Raw genomic sequence first — 17,296 nt, forward strand, 5'->3', positions numbered from 1 at the left:
TTGGTGCTGCCACGGCGACCGTCATCGTGTTCCTCGTCATGGCGGTACGACGAAACCGACACACTCGCCAGCTCATCGATCAAGGCGACCTAGAGCCCGCAGCGGCCCTGGAGTCGCGTCTACAGATTCGAGTCTTCTCAGTGGCACTCGGTCTCACGATCATTGCGACAGTCGCGTCCGCCCTCGTCGTGTGAGTGCAGCCCCTGATCCTGGGCGACCAGCTCGGGAGCACTGACCTTCTCTCGATCAGCGTTCCCCGCCGGACGCGGCCAGCCCGGGCAGGAACTCCCCCGGCAGTTCGGCGGTGGGCACGATCACGATGTCCTGCACCTTCCAGTCCAGGTGCACGCACTCCGACCGTGCCTGCTCGAGTTCCTGGAGGGACGGCATCGACCCGTCCACGGGAACGACGAACGATTCGACATGGAACACGTGTCCCTCGTCTCGGACCCGTGATCTCGCCTCAGCCACCCAGGCCAGCCCGGTCAGGTGGTGGTCGATGCGATCGCTGAGCGGATGTGCCTCGTGCTCGTCGTACGTCCTCGCTCGGGTGTCGATCAAGGCTGCGACGGCGCCCTTCACGTTCCTCCGGCCGTCGCGCACGATGCTGAGCGAGATCAACAGCGCTGCGACGGAGTCTGCCCACCACCATCCGATCCCGATGCCGACGATGCCCGCGATCGCGGCGACGCCGGTCGTCCAGTCGGCCTTGTTCATGTCGGCGTCGGCGTAGAGGACCTTGTCGTGGAGGGTCTCGGACAGCTTCAGCTTCGCACGGCCCAGGAGCACCGGGGCGATCGATGTCACCGCGAGCGTCGCGATCATGAGCCAGCCGAGCCAGACCGTGTGGCCGAAGAGCTCGATGCCGCCGATCGTCGGGTGCTCGGCGGTGAGGAGCTTCGATCCGGAGTCGACGATGAGGTAGGCGCCCATCACGAGCAGGGCGGCGGCGGCCACGAGGTGCGCGATGCCGGTGGCTCGGTGGAATCCGTACGGGTGGTCCTCGGTTGGTGGACGACGGATGATCCGGGTGGCCACGAGGAACGCGATCGGGGGCAGGAAGGACAGCATGTCCTCGACCCAGGCCGCCCGCATCGCCTGGGAGCTGCCGAGCACCAGGAACATCAGCGTCACGGTCACGACCAGCACCCCGACGGTGGCCCACTCGAGCTGGACGGCTCGCCTCAGGGCGTCGCGTTGTTCGTCCGGGAGCGCGGTGTGCCCGAACTTCGCGGCCCGGTCGGCGCTCGTCATCGCGGACCGTCCGCGCCGAGCAGGAACGCGTCGAGCTCGAGCAGGAAGCGGTTCTCGCCCCGTGGCACCAACATCACGTGCTCCACCGTCGCGCCGCCCTCGTCGCTGCCCGTCGTGTAGGGCCGAGTCGTGCCCGCCTTCTCCGACCACGGCGTCTCCGCCGTCAGCCCGCCGATCACCAGATCGAGGTCACCCTCCTCCAGGTCGCCCACCAGTGCCTCCTCGCTGCCCGTGGACCACTCCACTTCCGCACCGAGGTTCGACGCGAACGACCTGACCAGCTCGGGCTCCGTGCCGACCGGGTCTGCCCCTTCGCGGACATCGACCCAGGTGCCGTTCTCGGTCGCCCCCACCCTCAACGTGCCCCCGCTCGCCCTGCCGAGGGTCCCGTCCGGATCGGTCGGGATCGTCGCTCCGCAGCCAGTCAGGAGGAGCATCGACAGCCCGCAGACCACCGCCGTCCTCACAGTCTCCTGTCGCCGCACGCCCACACCTCGATCGAGTGATGAAGCCCAGAGGCGAGCTCCTCGTCGCCATCCTCCCGCAGCAGGACGGCCGGAAGTCAAGGGGTCCCGCCGACGCAAGGCCAGGAGTAAGGCGGCGGTGGGCGCTCGCTCCCGGGCGACGCTCGACCGATCTTCTCGCGAGCATCGCTGCTGACGGGAGCTGCTGCGGAGGAGGAGGCGGCGGCGGGAACCGTCGAACCCGTAGGTTGTTCTGGCGTCACCTCAGGCGCGATCGACATCCGACCAACCGGGGCTCGGGCGGAGGGAGACAACGAGATGCTCGTCGACACGGACTTCACGACCCGGGACCCCTCCGAGGCGGACGAGATGATCAGGCGCGTCTACCCCGGAAGCGGCTTCGAGCACTGTTCGACACCGTTCACCTATCGCCAACGCGTCCTCGGCGACGACACAGCCACCATCGCCCTGTTCGCCGTCAACTCCCGTTCTGAGGTCGTGGTGGATCTCGACGGGATGGTGGGCATCGGCTCTGCCTCAGGCGGTGACTACCGGGTCACGAGCAACGACGAGGCAGTCCGTTCGTTGCGGGGATTCGTCCTGCCTCCCGGCCGTGCACGATCGCAGTCGACCCATCACCGTCTCAGGATGGTCAACTTGCGCCTGGAGGCCCTCAGGACGTGCGCGGGCGCAGAGAACCGCCGCGACCGGCTCCGCTTCGGGGGCACCGACGCCCTCTCGGACGCGGGCGTCGCCCATTGGTCCCACGTCGCCCGCCACGCCACGAGGGTGTTCTCGGCCCCGTCCCTCAGAGGCTACGAACTGATGCACCGAGCGACCGTCGACTTGCTCCTGGCGTCCGCCCTCGACGTGTTCGAGATCTCCCTCGAGCGCTGCACACTCCCTGCCGCCGACACCGCCCTGCCGACCTCGGTACGTCGCGGGATCCAGTTCATCGAGGACGACCCTGCAGCACCGATAGGGGTCCACGAGATCGCAGAAGCAGCCCGGGTGAGTGTCCGCGGGCTGCAGATGGCCTTCCGGAAGACCCTCGACATGACTCCCCTGGACTACCTACGCCGGGTGCGCCTCAGTGAAGCACACAGAGAGCTGCAGGCCGCGACCCCGGACGCCACGACGGTCACCGACGTCTCGAGACGGTGGGGGTTCACCAACTCGAGCCGCTTCGCTCATGCGTACCGTGAGGAATTCGAGGAGTCACCGCGACAGACCCTGCAGCGGTGACATCAGCGTCGAAGACGCTCTTGCCTCATCCGGTCGGTGACCCGCTCAGTCTCTCCTCCTGAACGCCAACCTCTCCACGTAAGTCGCGGCAGCGGGGGGATGTCAAGGGTCAAATGATCCCCTTCCGGGCGCGGTGGCGCGGCGCGCACACTGGTCGTCGGGCGAGCGGCCAGACGGACGGATCAGGCTCCGGGGCCTCGCTTCCACATCCGGACAGCTGCGCACTCGCGCGAACCGAGGAGGTCGAGATGAGAACGATCGATCAACAGGGAGCCGGTAGTGCTCCCCCGTCGCGGCGGGCCGCGTGATGGCCGGCCGCCTGGCCGGAGCTGCCGGCGTCGCTGCCGTGGCGACAGCCGCCGCCGTCGTCGGACGACGCCACCGCCGCCGCCCCGACGAGGGCGCCGGCTCCCCCCAGGAGTCCCGCTCCCGGTGGCAGGCCGTCACGATCCTCGCCCAGCCGCAGGACGTGCTCGGTGCCGACGACATCCCACCGTTCTTCGAGGACCTCCGGGACACCGTCGAGGTGGAGGCGCGGCCCGCACCCGCCGACAAGGGCACCGAACTGCGCGCCCGCCTCCGCGAACCCGCCTCGTCCGAGGACGACGCCGACGAGGCGGCCAAGGAGATCCGCGTGGCGCTCCGACGGGCGAAGCAGGTCATCGAGGCCGGCGAGGTCCTGCGGGTCGACCCCACTCCCCACGGCGAGCGCAAGGCCACCCCCACCGGCGCCGTCGTCGACGAGGCCACCGACCGTGCCGACGAGGAGGGACTGCTGTGAGGGCCCTCACCTGGACCGGCGTCAACGAGACCTCGGTCGAGACCGTCGACGACCCGACGATCCTCAACGACCAGGACGTCATCGTCAAGGTCCACCTCAGCACGACGTGCGGGTCCGACCTGCACCTGCTCGGCGGGTACATCCCCACCATGCGGTCGGGCGACGTCCTCGGCCACGAGTTCATGGGCGAGATCGTCGAGGTCGGGTCGGCCGTCCGCGAGCGCAAGGTCGGCGAGCGCGTCGTGGTCTGCTCGTTCGTCGCCTGCGGCCGGTGCTGGTATTGCACCCACGAGCTGTACTCGTTGTGCGACAACGGCAACCCCAACCCCGCCCTCACTGAGACCCTCTGGGGCTCCCCCATCGGCGGATGCTTCGCCTACAGCCACGCGCTCGGCGGCTACGCCGGCAGCCACGCGGAGTACATCCGCGTGCCCTACGGCGACCACGGTGCCTTCCCCGTCCCCGACGGCGTCTCGGACGAAGCAGCACTGTTCGCCTCGGACGCCGCCCCCACGGGGTGGACCGGCGCCGACCTCGCCGGCATCACGCCCGGTGACACCGTCGCCGTCTGGGGTGCCGGCGGCGTCGGTCAGATGGCGGCCCGCGCCGCCATGCTGCTCGGGGCGGAACAGGTCGTCGTCATCGACCAGCTACCCGAACGGCTCGACCAGGTGCGGCAGCACGTCGGCGCCGAGATCCTCGACTTCGCACAGGACGACGTCCTCGCCGAACTGAAGGAGCGCACCGGTGGTCGCGGCCCCGACGTCTGCATCGAGGCGGTCGGAATGGAAGCCGACGGCACCGGCGCGCAACACCTCTACGACCAGGTCAAACAACAGCTGCGGCTGCAGACCGACCGGCCCACCGCGCTGCGCGAGGCGATCTACGCCTGTCGCAAGGGCGGCAGCGTGTTCAGCCTCGGCGTCTTCGGCGGGCTCGTGGACAAGTTCCCGCTCGGAGCCGTCATGAACAAGGGCCTCACCCTGCGCGGTGCCCAGCAGCACGGCCACCGCTACATCCCGATGATCCTCGACCGCATCGCGGCCGGCGAGCTCCACACCGAGCACCTCGCGACCCACGTCCTGCCGCTCGAGCAGGGGCCCGAGGGCTACGAGATGTTCAAGTCCAAGGACGACGGCTGCGTCCGCGCCGTCTTCCGTCCCGGCACCTGACACCGCGCCTCCGTCACCCCACCACCGAAGGAAGGGAAGAGATCATGAGAGCAGGGCTTGCTCGTTCGACGCCAGTCGCGAGAGTGACCGTCCGGCCGCCGATCGTCTATCGGGACAGCGACACCCGAGCGGTGATGGCAGCCATCTCTCCCGACATCCGCCGGACGCCTCGCCGCGGTGTCGAGAAGCGACTCAGCGTTGCGCAGCAGGGCGCACGACGATCTCGTTGACGTCGACGTCGGGCCTCTCGGCCACGGCGTACGAGACGGCGCGGGCGATCGCGTCTGCGGAGATCGACTCGGCACGGTAGACGACCATCGCGGCGGCGGCAGAGGCGTCGGTGATCGTGGACGCGAGCTCGGACTCGGTGACGCCGGGCGAGACAGTCGTCACGCGGATCCCGCGCGGCGATTCCTGGCGGAGCCCCTCGGTGATCGCGCGTGCCGCGAACTTCGTGCCGCAGTAGACGGCAGCCGTGGGCGAGATGTCGTACGCCCCGACGGACGCGATGGTCACGACGTGCCCGGTGCCCTGGACGAGCATGGTGGGCAGCGTCGCTGAGATGCTGTGCAGGAGACCACGGACGTTGACGTCGATCATCCGGTCCCACTCGTCGACGAGGCCCGCCGCGAGGGGCGAGAGCGGCATCACGCCGGCGTTCGCGACGAGCACGTCGATCCGGCCGAAGCGTGCCAGTGCCGCCGCCGCGAACCCCTGCACCGATGCGAGGTCGGTGACGTCGAGAGGAACCGCGGTCGCCATGCCGCCAGCCTCCTCGATCTCGGAGACGAGCGCGTCGAGGCGGTCGGTGCGCCGGGCTCCGAGCACGACGGGGTGGCCGGCTGCGGCGAGGCGGAGCGCCGTCGCGCGCCCGATGCCGCTGGAGGCGCCCGTCACGAGGACGACCTTCCGTCGGTGCAGCACCATGCCCGCGTGGTGCAGGACGTCGTCCCTGAAGTCGCCGTCTGCGGTGAAGCCGGTGTCGTCGCGGTAGTCGATGTGGTCGCCGTCGACCTCGTAGCGGCCGGCGTAGGCCGCCTCGCGGTCGCCGCGTGCCTCGACGTAGCGACCGTCGGCCCGCAGCTCATGACGGATGCGGCCGTCGGCCGTCACCCAGAGGCCGAGGTAAGGGTGGGCGGGGAGTGCTGTGCTGGTGGTGTCCATACCCTCACTCTCCCGGGGCGCCGGTCCCGGTCCCGTGCCGTGTCGTGCCGGGGTGCGCCAGGACCAGGGAGGTGCGGTGCCGGCCACCTACCCTGGTCCCGTGCTCCTGCCCGCCGATGACCTGACCCTCGCCGCGTACCTGCGCGCCGTCCGCGGGCGCCTCGCTCCAGAGTCGCTCGGTCTGCCCGGCGGTGGCGTGCGCCGGGTGCCGGGGCTGCGGCGCGAGGAGGTAGCGGTGCTGGGAGGCCTCAGCGTCGACTACTACACCCGCCTCGAGCAGGGTCGGGAGGTCAGCCCCGGAGCGGCTGTGCTCGAGGGCATCGCTGACGGGCTCGAGCTCGAGGGCGACGAGCGTGACCACCTGTTCGCGTTGGCGGGGCTGGTGGCTCCGCCGCGACTCCCCCGCGTGGCGACGTCGGCGACGCCCGCCCTCGGGCAGCTGCTCGACTCGTGGTCCACGCACCCCGCGTTCGTGATCGACCCGGCGCACGACGTCCTGGCCGCGAACGCCCTGGCCCGAGCGGTGTACGCGCCTTTCGGACGGTTCGACAACCTCGTGCGGATGACCTTCCTCGACCCGGCGGCGCGGCACTTCCACGCCGATTGGGCCCGAGCTGCGGACTCGACCGTCGCGAGCCTGCGGGCAGCGACCGCGGAGTTCGGGGCCGATCCGCGCCTCCTTCGCCTGGTCGCGGACGTGAATGACGCGAGCCCCGACTTCGCCGCGCGGTGGAGCGCCCAGCGGGTACAGCGCAAGACGACCACGGGCAAGCGGTTCGAGCACGACGAGGTCGGGCGGCTCGAGTTCGACGCCCACACCTTCGCCGTGCAGGGATCACCCGGCCTGCAGCTCGTCGTCTACGGCTGCGAGGCCGGCTCGATGACGGCGCGCGCGCTGGTGCTGCTGTCCGTAGGCGCCGCGGACACATCGAGGATCAGGCAGTAGCACCCGGGCAGCAACGCCTCACGGACTTCCTCTCGCTCAAGGATCGTCTATCGGGACGCCTGAAACTCAGTGGTCGAAGGCCACGGCCTGTGTTTTCAGCTCAGGATTCCGACACCAGATAGTTGCTCTGACTTCAACCAGAGGGCGGCGGCTGTCGCGGAGTCGGAGGCCACAGCGGCGAAGGGCTGCCCGAGTGCGTCGGGGATGGTCTTGGAGCCCGCAGGACCCCAGAACAGTGTGGGCGTGGCCTCCTGGTTCAGGGCGGCGGTCAGAACTCCGATGTCGGCAGGACCTGGATCGCGGCCGATGACTCGGGCAACAGCGCCGGTCAGGACCCTCGTGGCTGCGGAGGGGTACGTCGCGTGGAGGGGCGTGCGCGCCATTCCGGGGTGTGCGGCAAAGCTCCGGACCGTACCGCCCTGTGCGCTGAGGCGTCGCTGCAGCTCGACGGCGAAGATCACATTTGCCAGCTTGGAACGGCTGTAGGCGCGCCCGGGTGAATACGAGGTGCGGCTCGAGAGGTCGTCGAGGTCGAGCGTGGCCCCGGTGTAGAGAGCCGAGGACACGGTGACGATCCGGGGGTCGACTCCAGGTACGAGGAACGGGAGCAGATGCCCCGTCAGAGCGAAGTGACCGAGGTGGTTCGTCGCGAACTGGCTCTCAATGCCGGCGTGGTCGTGGCGGAGGGGGACGCTGCTGATGCCGGCGTTGAGCACCAGCAGGTCGAGAGGCGCGTCGCCTACGGCCTTCGCGAAGTCACGGATCGAGTGTGGGTCGATGAGATCGAGAGGCGCGACGATCAGGCGGCCAGCCGGCAGGTTCAGCTCTGCGATCAGGTGGTCTCGTGCGCGCTGGGTCCGTGCCGTGTCGCGGGCTCCGATCACGACTGTGGCACCGCGACGGATGAGCGCCCGGGTGGTGACCAGGCCTAGCCCACTGGACCCGCCTGTGACGACTGCGCGCCGACCGGTGAGGTCCGGGGCGGAGGCAAGAGGATCGGACAGGCGGGTGCGAGTCGGGTGCGTCAGCGGGGTCATGCTCGGAGCGTAGAGTCTGACGTCAGCGTGAAGGTCAAGGGACCAGGAAGGGCACCATGCGCATCGGTGAGCTGAGCAGGAAGACGGGGGCGACCCCGCGTGCTCTGCGGTACTACGAGGAGCAGGGCCTCCTCAGCGCGGAGCGCCAGTCGAACGGCTACCGCGAATACGCCCCGAACGCGGTCGCGATGGTCGAGACGATCCGCTCCCTCCTCGACATGGGCATGCCCTCTTCCCTGGTCAGAGACGTCTTGCCCTGCACGGTCGGAGAACGATCCGAAGCGGCGTGCCCAGATCTCCTGCGCCAAGTGGCCACGCTACGAGACGACGTACGGACGCGCGCCGCTCGCTTCGAGATGATCGATGCCTCCCTCACGTCATACCTGACCGCCAACGCCTGACCTACTGTGAGCGTGCGCGACGTGTGAACGAAGCAGAAGTCGTCCGGTGGCCGATCCTTTACCGGAACGGTCACTGGTTCCCAGATCATCAGGACATCGACTCGTAGTGGTGCGAACTCGTACGATCAGGGTCGTCGGTCAGCCGACCTGCACGAGGCCGGCTCTGATGCCCCAGAGGACTGCCTGCAGCCGGTCGCGGGAACCGGTCTTCTGGAGGAGCCCGGCGAGGTGGTACTTCACGGTCGTCAGCTCGACGAACAGGCTCTGCGCGATCTCGGCGTTCGACGACCCCTGCGCGAGAAGCTGCAGCACGTCGAGCTCACGAGCGGTGAGCCGGGCGCCCTCCGCGTTCTCACGCGTCGCCCGTCCCCCGGCGCCGGCGCGGCGCGCGCCGAACTCTCGGAGCACGCGGCGGGTGAGCCTCTGGTCAAGCGTGCCCTCCCCGGCCGCGACCGACCTGACGGCGCTCACCAAGGTGGCCTCGTCCGTGCCCTTGAGGAGGAACCCGGCTGCGCCCGCCTCGAGCGCGGCGAAGACGTCGGCGTCGACGTCGAAGGTCGTGAGCACGAGCACGCCTGCGTCGATGGTCGGGTCGGCAGTGATCTGCCGGGTGGCGGTGATGCCGTCGGTGCCGGGCATGCGGATGTCCATGCACACCACGTCGGGGCGCAGAGCTCGGGCGAGGCTGACAGCCTCGGCCCCGTCGACGGCCTGGCCGACGACCTCGAGGTCGTCGACTGCGCCCAGCACGACGGATAGCCCGGCCCGGACGACCATCTGGTCGTCGGCGACCACGACGCGGATCACGAGGCGCGCCCCGTGTCGCCCACGAGGACGAGTCGGTTCGTCCAGCCGCCGTGGTGCCGGTCGGGGCCCGTCGTCAGCCGGGCGCCGACGAGTTCGGCGCGCTCGGCCATGCCGGCGAGGCCGTAGCCGGTGCCCGTGCTCGTGCTCGCGCCCGGGGCGACCAGGGCCGGATCGGCGGCCTCGTTCCGCACCGACACCTCGACCTGGTCGTCCGTCCAGGTCACGGCGACGCGGCAGGGCGCTCCCGGGGCGTGCCGGGCGGCGTTGGCGAGGGACTCCTGCACCATCCGGTAGGCGGTCGCCTCGGCCAGTGGGCCGAGCGGCCTCGGTTGGCCTCCGACGACCGTCGTGACGTCCTGGCCCCGCTCGCGTGCCGCCTCCGCGAGCCCCTCGATGCCGGCCATGGTGGGCGCCGCGACGGGCCGCCCCGACGCCTCGGGCTCGTCGTCGCGCAGCAGGCCGACGGTGCGGCGCAGGTCGCCGAGCGTGATGCGGGCGTCGTCCTGCACGGTGCGGAGCATCTCCCGCGCCCGCTCGGGGTCGCTGGCGACCAGGGCCGTGGCCGCCTGCGCCCCGACGATGATCCCGGACAGGTGGTGGCCGGCGATGTCGTGCAGCTCGCGGGCGAGAGCGGCACGCTCCGACCGCACGGCGCGGTCGGCATCCTCCCGCCGCTCCCGCTCCACCGAGCGCTCCTGGGCGTCGAGCGCCTCCCGAAGGCGCTCACGGCCACGGACCTGCTCGGCGACCACCGCCGGAAGCAGGTACAGCACGACGACGCGGGCAGCCGCGGTCGCGAGCACGACCCCGGCCGGCGAACCCACCGGGCCGACGACCATCGCCGCCGCCCCGACCAGGGCGGTCGCGGCCGCCGCGGCCACGAGCGCGACGAGCCGGGCGGTGCGGTCGACGCGGCGGGCGAGCGTGTACGCAGCGACGATGACACCCAGGGCGCCGATGCCGAGCTCGCCCGCCGTGGTGGCGAGGACGACGAGATCGGCGGCGACGACGACTGCGAGCACGACGAGGGGCCGATGCCGCCGCGCCAGCAGCGCGATCGACTGCACGAGCACGAGGGCCGCGTGGACCAGGGGCGGCACGTCGCCGGGCACCGTCGTGGGGATCTGCTCGCCACCGAGGTCGAGTGCGACGTACCCGAGCGCGACGGCCGCGACCAGCAACGACGGGAACGCCGACCGGAAGCGCGACGCGGGTGTGCGACGCGCCTGCGGATCCATGGGGCGAGTCAACCACGACCGACGCCGACCCCCGGTGGGATCGGCGTCAGGGCGGGCGGCGGAGGTCATCGCGCCCTGCTCGCGAGGAACATCACAGGCCTGTCATCGTCTCGATCACGCCGATCCATGCCGGCTCCCCGGTCGGGCCGGACACACGGGACCAGATGCCGGAGACGACCGCGCCGACGATCAACACCGAGGCGGTGACGACGACGACCTTCGTGCGGCTGCGGGGTCGCCCCTCCCGCTCAGACATCGCGGCGGGAGAGCGCGATGGAGGCCGCGACGAGCGCCACGGCCGTGAGCGCCAGGAGCGCAGCGATCGCGACCCCTCCGCTGACCGTGCCCCCGCCTCCGTGGATGACGGACTGCGCGAGGGCGACGGGCAGGAACTGCGTCCACGAGGCAGACGCTCCCCCGCCGACGAGCTGGGCGACGGCGGCGACGATCGGTTCGGCGACGAGGGCGCCGATCATGACGAGCACCCCCGCGAGCTGGGACCGGCAGAGGATGCCGACGGCGAGGCCGACGACCGCGAGGCAGGTGACGGCGAGGACCCCCCGTGCCGACGTCGCGACGACGGCGCCGGTGACTGCCGTGAAGGGCGTCGCGGTCAGCGCGAGGGAACCGACCAGGGTGAGCAGACTGACGATCGCCAGCATGATCCCGACAACCGCGGCGCCGGCACCGACGGCGGCGGCCTTCGCCACGACGACACGGGTGCGACGAGGGCTCGCGAGGACGGCGCCGACGATGCCGCCGTGCCGGTCGTCGCTCGTCCCGGCGAGGACCCCGAGCAGGACGATCGCGACGAGGGCCAGGCCGATCGACCCGCCGCCGAGCGTGGTCCCGAGGGGTGAGAGAGCGTCGAGCTGTGTCACCGCGGCCGTCAGGTCGACGACGGGAAGGTCGCCGCCGAGGGCCTCGGCTCCTGGGCCGACCTGGCCCGTGGCGAGGGCGGGGAGGAGGACGACGAACACGAGCTGGGTGAGGACGAGGCCCAGCAGCGCGACGGCGGCGGCGACCTTGGTTGCCGTCGTGGTGACGAGCCCGAGGATCTCTGCGCGGAACATCAGCGCACCACCCCTTCGGTGCCGGTGACCTCGAGGTAGTAGCCCTCGAGGGTCCCGGTGCGGTCGGCGAGGACTGCGGCCATGGTGGTCTCGGCCACGACACGGCCCTCGGTGATGACGACGACGTCGTCGGCGATCTCCTGGATGTCGGACAGCAGGTGCGACGACACCAGCACGGCGCCCCCGTCCGCCGCGAAGGCGCGGAGCCTCTGACGGAGCCAGTGCATGCCCGCGGGATCGAGGCCGTTGGCGGGCTCGTCGAGGACGAGGAGGCGCGGCTCGCCGAGCAGGGCCGCAGCGATCGCGATCCGTTGGCGCATGCCGAGCGAATACGTGCCGGCACGGCGGTCGGCGTCCTGGCTCATCCCGACCTCGGCGAGGACTGCGGCGACGCGGTCGGCGCCGACGCCCGCCCGCAGGGCGGCGATCGCCAGGTGCTGTCGGCCGGTCCGGGCCGGGTGCAGGCCGCCTGCGTCGAGGACGACGCCGACCTGCTGAGCAGGGTGGACCAGCTCGCGGTAGGGGGCGCCGAGGACGAGAGCGTCGCCTCCGTCCCGAGAGACGAGGCCGAGCAGAAGACGGATGGTCGTGGTCTTGCCGGCGCCGTTCGGGCCGAGCAGGCCCACGACACGGCCGGGACGGACGGAGAAGGAGACGTCGGAGACGCGGGGGCGGCCGCGGTGGGCCTTGCGGAGTCCGCGCACCTCGAGGGGCAGGGGGGTCGGTTCGTTCATGCTGTCCAGCCTCGCGACACCGGCCCCGCGGCACCCCCGCCGCTGGCACAGCGCTCCCCGTCCTTCTGGCCAGTAAGCCGGACGACGTCGAGTCAGGCGGCGGGCCGGCATTCACGGCCGGCCACCCTGGTCACCGCCCGTCGTGAGGCAGTGGGCCGGTGATGGATCGCCTATCGGGACACGGGCTTCATGCCTCATGGTTGGATCGGGCTATGAACCTTCTCGAAGCCGCGGACGCCTCGCTATGAAGGGGCGTCAGCCATTCAATGCGGAGGCCCACGGTTCCATCGCCGCCGGCGGAAACGTCGTCATCTGCACCGGCATCGTGATCGCCATCCCCATCTACGTGTTGGCGACTGGCATGCGAGGTGCTGACCTGCTGATAGCCGGTGCCGCCTTCGCCATGGGTATTGCGATGCTCGTCGGATTCGTTCGCACTCTGATAAAGCGCAGAGCAAGGACGCGCGAAGACGGAGCCGCCAAGAAGGTAGAGAACGAACGCGAGCAGCTTTAGCCCGCGTCCAATGAACGATCCCCTACTGGGACTACTGATCACAGCCTTCCGCACCGAGGTAATGCCGCGCGCATCATGACCGGCAACGTAGCCGTGAGAAGGTGACGCATGAGCTTCGAGGAAGAGGACTCCGCCCCGGACTCCGCAACAGGGACGGGCGATGCAGGAGCTGCTGCCGTACCTGCACGACATCGTCGGCGACACCGCAGAGATCACGATCGAGGACGACTGGGCATCCGAGGCCGACGGCAGCGTGGACCACGACCAGCCGCCGTCCATCCGCTCCGCCTACATCAGACCCCATAACGCAGCAGCCCTGCCCATGGACATCACTTGTGAACAATGGATCGTCATTGAGCTAGGCCGAATCGGCGGTCGATGGGAACTGGGCTACGACAGCGACGACCTTGCCCTCGCCAAGGCACTCCTCGGTGCTGCTGCCGCCGGCCGCGTCACCGAGACCACGGCACTTGGGAGGTCCAAGGTCGATGTGACGTTGACTGACGGGACCATCCTCTCCGAAACCGGGTACGACGGCTGCCTGACGATCCTCATCCCACTACCCGGCTGGACGACGTGGGGGCGAACTAAGCGATACGAGCCGTACCGCACGAGGGCGACCGAATAGCGAAGGCCGCATGAGGATCGGCTATCGGGCGCGAAAACGAGTGCGCCACCGCACCGTGTGACATTCTCAGCTCATGAGCGACAAGAAAGTCCTGCCGGCCGCGCGGCCCGTCGAAGTTCGTGAAGTACTCGAACACCCTTCGCCGTGGCTGCCAGCGAGGGAGATTTTGCTCAACCTGGCACTGATGTTCGGCGGCGGCGGCCTCTTTTGGCTCGTCATCGACCACTTCCAAGCGCCGATGTGGATCGCCATCGTCGCCTTCGTCTTCATTTCCTGCGCAGGCACAGCCATCGTCCACCTGTCCCGTCGGCACCGAGCGTCACGATCGATCGACTGAACACAGCTGGCTACAAACTCCGCCCTGTGACCGATCGTCTATCGAGACACTCTCAAGCTAGAGGCCGCGTTCCTTGACCGCGTGCGCCCGATGGCGTGCGCGCAAGACCTCCACCACCGTGAGGACGACGATGCTGAGCCCTATGCCGCCAATGAACCAACCTGATTGGGGCGCTCCCATGAACTCGGGGTAGTTGAGAGGCTGCGTCAGAAACACGAATCCGACCACGACAAAGGCGACCGCAACGACGAACCACCATCGGTTTGCCACACTCACGTATTTCACGCTCGGACCCTACAGCTTGCTACCAGATACTGCGCCGGACACCGATCGGCAAGTGGCACGCTGAAGCTGGTCAGGCGAGTCCCTAACGTGGGTCCCAGTGCACCGACCATAACGCGTCGATCCGTTCCCGGTCGGTCCACCAGGTGACATCGACCTCACGGGTCAGCGCGTCGATGAGGCCCCCCTCTTCGCCAGGCACTCGACTGTCAGTAACCCAATCACTCATGACGAACCGGCCCGCCGCATCGAAGATCTGGTCGGGGCCGTCCCAAAACTCCAATTCATAGAAGTCGAGGCCACCAGTCCCTGTCCTGTAGCTGTGGGCTACCACGGTCGTTCCCGCAGCAGGTCCTGAGCCAATTGTGCCGACGATGCCATGCTGATCCCAGTCCACAAGCTTTGGAACCCTGGGATCGACCTCCTCGCGCGGAGGTGTGATTGGAGAGCGTTTAGGCCAGAGCCGCATGAACGAATGTTGTCACGGACAGTCGCGCCGGGCTGCCCAAGGGCACTACCAGCCAACGTCAGCCAGCGTCTCCCTGGCGGTCAACCGATCACCGATGACCGATCGGCTATCGGGCATCAGGACGGGGTGTTGCCCCTCGCGGTCGTCGACCGTGATGAAGCACCGCGCGACGCGTCAGGGCGAAGCCTGTCAAGGGGCCACCTACCTCTGTGCCGAGCGCCTAGCGTTGCGCATCTGGCCCCCGACACCAGAAGGACCCATGAACCGCCTACTGCTCAACATCGCCGGCGAGGACTTCACCCTCGCTCCCGACACCGACGACGCCCAAGTCATGACGAACATCGAGACAGCCGTCCGCACCGGCGGCGCGTTCGTCGACATCGCTCTCGCGGACAGCACACACACCGCCGTCCTGATCTCGCCCGGCCTTCCCGTCACGCTCACCCGAGCGGTGTCCGACGTCGTAGGCCTGGTCCCTGCTAGACACCTCGAACTCGACATCGGCGCCTACGACGACTCGGACTTCTCGGCCACGCACTGCCCCTGACCCCCCACCAAAGGCGGCCGCGTCGGCGGCCTGCTGAGGGCCCTCCCCCTTCGGAAGGCCCTCAGCCCGGCCTCATCGGCTTCTCACCCCAAGTGGGCAGCTGGTCGGACCGGTCCGAAGCCCAAACAAGCTCCAACGCCACGAGGAACACAATGCTTTGTTCCCCCGGACTTGGGACGGTGCCGGCAGGCAGCCCCGTTGCTGCTTGTCGGAACCGTCCAAGAACCTAACGGCACGAAACGCTTGGCCCAAGGGGCTTGACCTCACCCCCCGGCACCGGGGTGTCCTCCGCGCGCTGAACCCCGCCGGTTCGACACGCCAGGTAGGCCGAGACCGCCAGGGAGTCCCTTCCCGGCGCACCGTGGACACGTACGCTGGAGTGTGGCTTTCCAAGCGAGGTGGACGACGAGGGGCACCTCCTACGTGGCGCAGACCCACGACGGGTTCCTCCTCTGGGGATCGGCACCCGCTTCTGGACCCAAGCCCCTTCCCGTCGTGCGCGTGGAACCCTCGACGTTCCACGTCGTGTCGCACCGCCACGAGCACGGGGAACGCATCATCAACGCCACCGTGTCCGGCAAGGCCGTCACCGTCGTCATCCCCCTCGACGTCCTCGCCGTCCTCGAACGCGAATGGAGCCACGTCAACACCAGACGCACGACCGGCAGAAACCGCTGACGATCGACCTAAACCACATCCTGGTTCGCTCGAGGATCCCCTATCGGGCAAGACTCTTCCCCCTTCACTGGGGAGAGCCCCAGACCCGGCAGCTTCGTAACCTGTTGCCCGGGAGCGTCATGTCAATTGAGGAGCAACAGCCGAGCCGGGCTACTCTGGCGCTCGCGCATGTGGCCTGGATGAGCCTCCTCGCCGCGGGCACACTCACTTTCACCGCGATTCCGGGCTTCATCGGGTGGTGCGGAACGGCAGCGACCGGCTGTGAGTCAGAGGCGCAGGTTGCCGAAGGGGTGGCTCAGGCCATCAAGAGCATGGGGATCGGAACAGCCGTTGTGGCCGCAGCTTTCGTGGCTCTGCCCTGGGCCCGGCTCAAGGTCCGCCTCTTGGTCACCGCAGGTTTCGTCGTGGTTGTTGCACTCGTCGTGGCCTTGTCGCTCATCGTGACGCGCTGACGCGCTGACGCGCTGACGCGCTGACGCGCTGGGGCCAGGGCCCAGAAGACCATCGGCTTCCGGGCGCTCCGAAGGGAAGCAACTGGCTGCGATCTCCGCTTGCGGTTCGCCACGAGGTCGATAGCTTGGAACGATGCTGGGAAACCTCACGGGATGGCACATCGCGATCATCGTCGGTGTCATCGTCATAGCCGTAGCGGCGATCTGTCTTTTCGCTTGGCTCGTCGCGTTCTTCTCGAGGAGAACGTCTCGCCGCAGATAGACCATGTCCCGACCCGGTGACCGATCCCCTATCAGGCACCCTGAAGCGTGGTTAAGGCGCAAACCTGCTATGGAATCCGATTCAATACATGCATGCCTTGGTCGATTCGTCCTTCTGAGCAGGGTGCTGCAGCAGCTGCCTGGTGCCCCTTGCAGCAGCAGGTGAAGCGATGAACACCTCAGAAGTGATGGCCCTTGTAGGCGCCTCGCTGTCGATGGTCGTCGGGCTCCTCCTCGTGTTGTTCCACCAGCCATTTGCAAGACGAGCCAAGAAAGAGCGCGAACGACTAGCCGCCCACATCGGCTCCGCGAGCCACCGGACCATGCTCCTATTCGTAGGTATGTTCTTCGTGGCCATCTCTGTCGTGATCCTGGTCGGCACGTTCACAGACGCGCTCTCTGGGTCACCTCGCGTCTAGAGCAGCCCAGCCGTCGATGCCCTACCGGGCACTGCTGCCCGTGTCGTTTAGCTGGTCCACGAGCTGAGCCATGCGAGTGACGCCGATGCGGAGGACGAGAGATTCTGAGAAATGGCGCATCCAGACGCCTTCGACGTCGTAGACCGTCACAGCACCCTCCCGAAGGAGGATGCGGGCAATACCTACGGCCTCGATGTCATACTCGTTGGCAGGAGCCCCGTCCGGAGTCCCCGGCTCAAAACCGAAAGGGTCGAGGGCGGTGAGGACCGTCAGCACCTGGGCGACAGTCCGACGGTGGGCGGGCACCTTAGCTTCCATCCCGCAAGCATGTCGTAGGCCGAAAGACCGGAGAGCGATGGGCTATCGAGACAGTGGCGGCTTGAACTGTTCGAT

24 protein-coding genes are annotated in these 17,296 nt (G+C 68.8%); 12 read left to right on the forward strand and 12 right to left on the reverse strand.

Translation table 11 applies throughout. The annotated features are described in order from the left end of the window. Positions 1 to 246: 246 nt before the first annotated feature. Together EDF18_RS01180 and EDF18_RS01185 are read right to left on the reverse strand one after the other, a co-directional pair. Complete coding sequence (locus tag EDF18_RS01180) at positions 247 to 1,254, reverse strand: cation transporter (protein ID WP_123545667.1); 1,008 nt, start codon at positions 1,252 to 1,254, stop codon at positions 247 to 249. Further along, positions 1,251 to 1,607: a transporter substrate-binding domain-containing protein gene (locus EDF18_RS01185; protein ID WP_369878080.1), complete on the reverse strand. Its 357-nt coding sequence runs from the start codon at positions 1,605 to 1,607 to the stop codon at positions 1,251 to 1,253. The genes EDF18_RS01180 and EDF18_RS01185 overlap by 4 nt, the downstream gene beginning before the upstream one ends. A gap of 429 nt (positions 1,608 to 2,036) precedes the next feature. Between EDF18_RS01185 and EDF18_RS01190 the strand changes: the two genes are divergently transcribed. The 3 genes from EDF18_RS01190 to EDF18_RS01200 all read left to right on the forward strand — a co-directional run bounded on the left by EDF18_RS01190 (position 2,037) and on the right by EDF18_RS01200 (position 4,916). Then, positions 2,037 to 2,963, forward strand: coding sequence for a helix-turn-helix transcriptional regulator (locus tag EDF18_RS01190; RefSeq protein WP_123545669.1), 927 nt, complete (start codon positions 2,037 to 2,039; stop codon positions 2,961 to 2,963). A gap of 346 nt (positions 2,964 to 3,309) precedes the next feature. Beyond that, on the forward strand, positions 3,310 to 3,744 hold the full coding sequence (locus EDF18_RS01195) for a hypothetical protein (RefSeq protein ID WP_158614589.1): 435 nt from the start codon (positions 3,310 to 3,312) through the stop codon (positions 3,742 to 3,744). Further along, positions 3,741 to 4,916 carry a zinc-dependent alcohol dehydrogenase gene (locus EDF18_RS01200; RefSeq protein ID WP_123545673.1) on the forward strand — a complete coding sequence of 392 codons (1,176 nt, stop codon included), beginning with the start codon at positions 3,741 to 3,743 and terminating at the stop codon, positions 4,914 to 4,916. Before EDF18_RS01195 ends, EDF18_RS01200 begins: the two co-directional genes overlap by 4 nt. 192 nt (positions 4,917 to 5,108) lie before the next feature. Here EDF18_RS01200 and EDF18_RS01205 read toward each other — a convergent pair whose 3' ends face one another. Next, the gene (locus EDF18_RS01205; protein WP_158614590.1) at positions 5,109 to 6,080 is read right to left on the reverse strand and encodes an SDR family NAD(P)-dependent oxidoreductase; all 972 of its coding nucleotides are present in this window, start codon (positions 6,078 to 6,080) and stop codon (positions 5,109 to 5,111) included. Positions 6,081 to 6,180: 100 nt separating this feature from the next. Here EDF18_RS01205 and EDF18_RS01210 point away from each other — a divergent pair, with 100 nt between their 5' ends. Then, positions 6,181 to 7,026, forward strand: a complete 846-nt coding sequence (locus EDF18_RS01210; protein WP_233568933.1) for a helix-turn-helix transcriptional regulator — start codon at positions 6,181 to 6,183, stop codon at positions 7,024 to 7,026. 95 nt (positions 7,027 to 7,121) lie between these two features. On the opposite strand, the gene EDF18_RS01215 is transcribed toward EDF18_RS01210, so the two are convergent. After that, on the reverse strand, positions 7,122 to 8,063 hold the full coding sequence (locus EDF18_RS01215) for an SDR family NAD(P)-dependent oxidoreductase (protein WP_123545675.1): 942 nt from the start codon (positions 8,061 to 8,063) through the stop codon (positions 7,122 to 7,124). A 56-nt stretch (positions 8,064 to 8,119) separates the two neighbouring features. On the opposite strand from EDF18_RS01215, the gene EDF18_RS01220 reads away from it, so the two are divergent. Then, the gene (locus EDF18_RS01220; protein WP_123545677.1) at positions 8,120 to 8,464 is read left to right on the forward strand and encodes a MerR family transcriptional regulator; all 345 of its coding nucleotides are present in this window, start codon (positions 8,120 to 8,122) and stop codon (positions 8,462 to 8,464) included. Positions 8,465 to 8,602: 138 nt separating this feature from the next. Here EDF18_RS01220 and EDF18_RS01225 read toward each other — a convergent pair whose 3' ends face one another. The 5 genes from EDF18_RS01225 to EDF18_RS01240 all read right to left on the reverse strand — a co-directional run bounded on the left by EDF18_RS01225 (position 8,603) and on the right by EDF18_RS01240 (position 12,316). Continuing rightward, complete coding sequence (locus EDF18_RS01225) at positions 8,603 to 9,271, reverse strand: response regulator transcription factor (RefSeq protein WP_123545679.1); 669 nt, start codon at positions 9,269 to 9,271, stop codon at positions 8,603 to 8,605. After that, positions 9,268 to 10,509, reverse strand: coding sequence for a sensor histidine kinase (locus EDF18_RS01230; protein WP_123545681.1), 1,242 nt, complete (start codon positions 10,507 to 10,509; stop codon positions 9,268 to 9,270). Before EDF18_RS01230 ends, EDF18_RS01225 begins: the two co-directional genes overlap by 4 nt. 91 nt (positions 10,510 to 10,600) lie before the next feature. Continuing rightward, entirely contained in the window at positions 10,601 to 10,765 is a 165-nt protein-coding gene (locus tag EDF18_RS16190) for a hypothetical protein (RefSeq protein ID WP_158614591.1), read from the reverse strand. Then, on the reverse strand, positions 10,758 to 11,582 hold the full coding sequence (locus tag EDF18_RS01235) for a hypothetical protein (RefSeq protein ID WP_123545683.1): 825 nt from the start codon (positions 11,580 to 11,582) through the stop codon (positions 10,758 to 10,760). Before EDF18_RS01235 ends, EDF18_RS16190 begins: the two co-directional genes overlap by 8 nt. Further along, a complete protein-coding gene (locus EDF18_RS01240; RefSeq protein WP_123545686.1) occupies positions 11,582 to 12,316 on the reverse strand; it encodes an ABC transporter ATP-binding protein in 735 nt (244 codons plus the stop codon). Before EDF18_RS01240 ends, EDF18_RS01235 begins: the two co-directional genes overlap by 1 nt. A 244-nt stretch (positions 12,317 to 12,560) precedes the next feature. On the opposite strand from EDF18_RS01240, the gene EDF18_RS01245 reads away from it, so the two are divergent. The 3 genes from EDF18_RS01245 (at position 12,561) to EDF18_RS01255 (ending at position 13,795) form a co-directional block, all read left to right on the forward strand. Then, positions 12,561 to 12,830: a hypothetical protein gene (locus tag EDF18_RS01245; RefSeq protein WP_123545688.1), complete on the forward strand. Its 270-nt coding sequence runs from the start codon at positions 12,561 to 12,563 to the stop codon at positions 12,828 to 12,830. A gap of 160 nt (positions 12,831 to 12,990) precedes the next feature. Continuing rightward, positions 12,991 to 13,458: a hypothetical protein gene (locus tag EDF18_RS01250; RefSeq protein WP_123545690.1), complete on the forward strand. Its 468-nt coding sequence runs from the start codon at positions 12,991 to 12,993 to the stop codon at positions 13,456 to 13,458. Between the two features lie 73 nt (positions 13,459 to 13,531). Further along, the gene (locus EDF18_RS01255; RefSeq protein ID WP_123545692.1) at positions 13,532 to 13,795 is read left to right on the forward strand and encodes a hypothetical protein; all 264 of its coding nucleotides are present in this window, start codon (positions 13,532 to 13,534) and stop codon (positions 13,793 to 13,795) included. A 57-nt stretch (positions 13,796 to 13,852) separates the two neighbouring features. Here the strand turns inward: EDF18_RS01255 and EDF18_RS01260 are convergent, their stop codons facing one another. Next, on the reverse strand, positions 13,853 to 14,080 hold the full coding sequence (locus tag EDF18_RS01260; protein WP_148050021.1) for a hypothetical protein: 228 nt from the start codon (positions 14,078 to 14,080) through the stop codon (positions 13,853 to 13,855). An 82-nt stretch (positions 14,081 to 14,162) separates the two neighbouring features. Continuing rightward, the gene (locus EDF18_RS01265) at positions 14,163 to 14,474 is read right to left on the reverse strand and encodes a hypothetical protein (protein WP_148050022.1); all 312 of its coding nucleotides are present in this window, start codon (positions 14,472 to 14,474) and stop codon (positions 14,163 to 14,165) included. Between the two features lie 331 nt (positions 14,475 to 14,805). Here EDF18_RS01265 and EDF18_RS01270 point away from each other — a divergent pair, with 331 nt between their 5' ends. From EDF18_RS01270 to EDF18_RS01280, 4 genes are all read left to right on the forward strand, one after another. After that, positions 14,806 to 15,093: a hypothetical protein gene (locus tag EDF18_RS01270; RefSeq protein WP_123545698.1), complete on the forward strand. Its 288-nt coding sequence runs from the start codon at positions 14,806 to 14,808 to the stop codon at positions 15,091 to 15,093. A gap of 501 nt (positions 15,094 to 15,594) precedes the next feature. Then, positions 15,595 to 15,771: a hypothetical protein gene (locus tag EDF18_RS16195; RefSeq protein ID WP_158614592.1), complete on the forward strand. Its 177-nt coding sequence runs from the start codon at positions 15,595 to 15,597 to the stop codon at positions 15,769 to 15,771. A 119-nt stretch (positions 15,772 to 15,890) separates the two neighbouring features. Continuing rightward, the gene (locus tag EDF18_RS01275) at positions 15,891 to 16,223 is read left to right on the forward strand and encodes a hypothetical protein (RefSeq protein ID WP_123545700.1); all 333 of its coding nucleotides are present in this window, start codon (positions 15,891 to 15,893) and stop codon (positions 16,221 to 16,223) included. A gap of 431 nt (positions 16,224 to 16,654) precedes the next feature. Further along, positions 16,655 to 16,903, forward strand: a complete 249-nt coding sequence (locus EDF18_RS01280) for a hypothetical protein (protein WP_123545702.1) — start codon at positions 16,655 to 16,657, stop codon at positions 16,901 to 16,903. Between the two features lie 21 nt (positions 16,904 to 16,924). Here the strand turns inward: EDF18_RS01280 and EDF18_RS01285 are convergent, their stop codons facing one another. Then, a complete protein-coding gene (locus EDF18_RS01285; RefSeq protein ID WP_123545704.1) occupies positions 16,925 to 17,221 on the reverse strand; it encodes a hypothetical protein in 297 nt (98 codons plus the stop codon). Positions 17,222 to 17,296 lie beyond the last annotated feature (75 nt).

It is taken from the genome of Frigoribacterium sp. PhB107 (assembly GCF_003751515.1).
Taxonomy (GTDB): Bacteria; Actinomycetota; Actinomycetes; order Actinomycetales; family Microbacteriaceae; genus Frigoribacterium.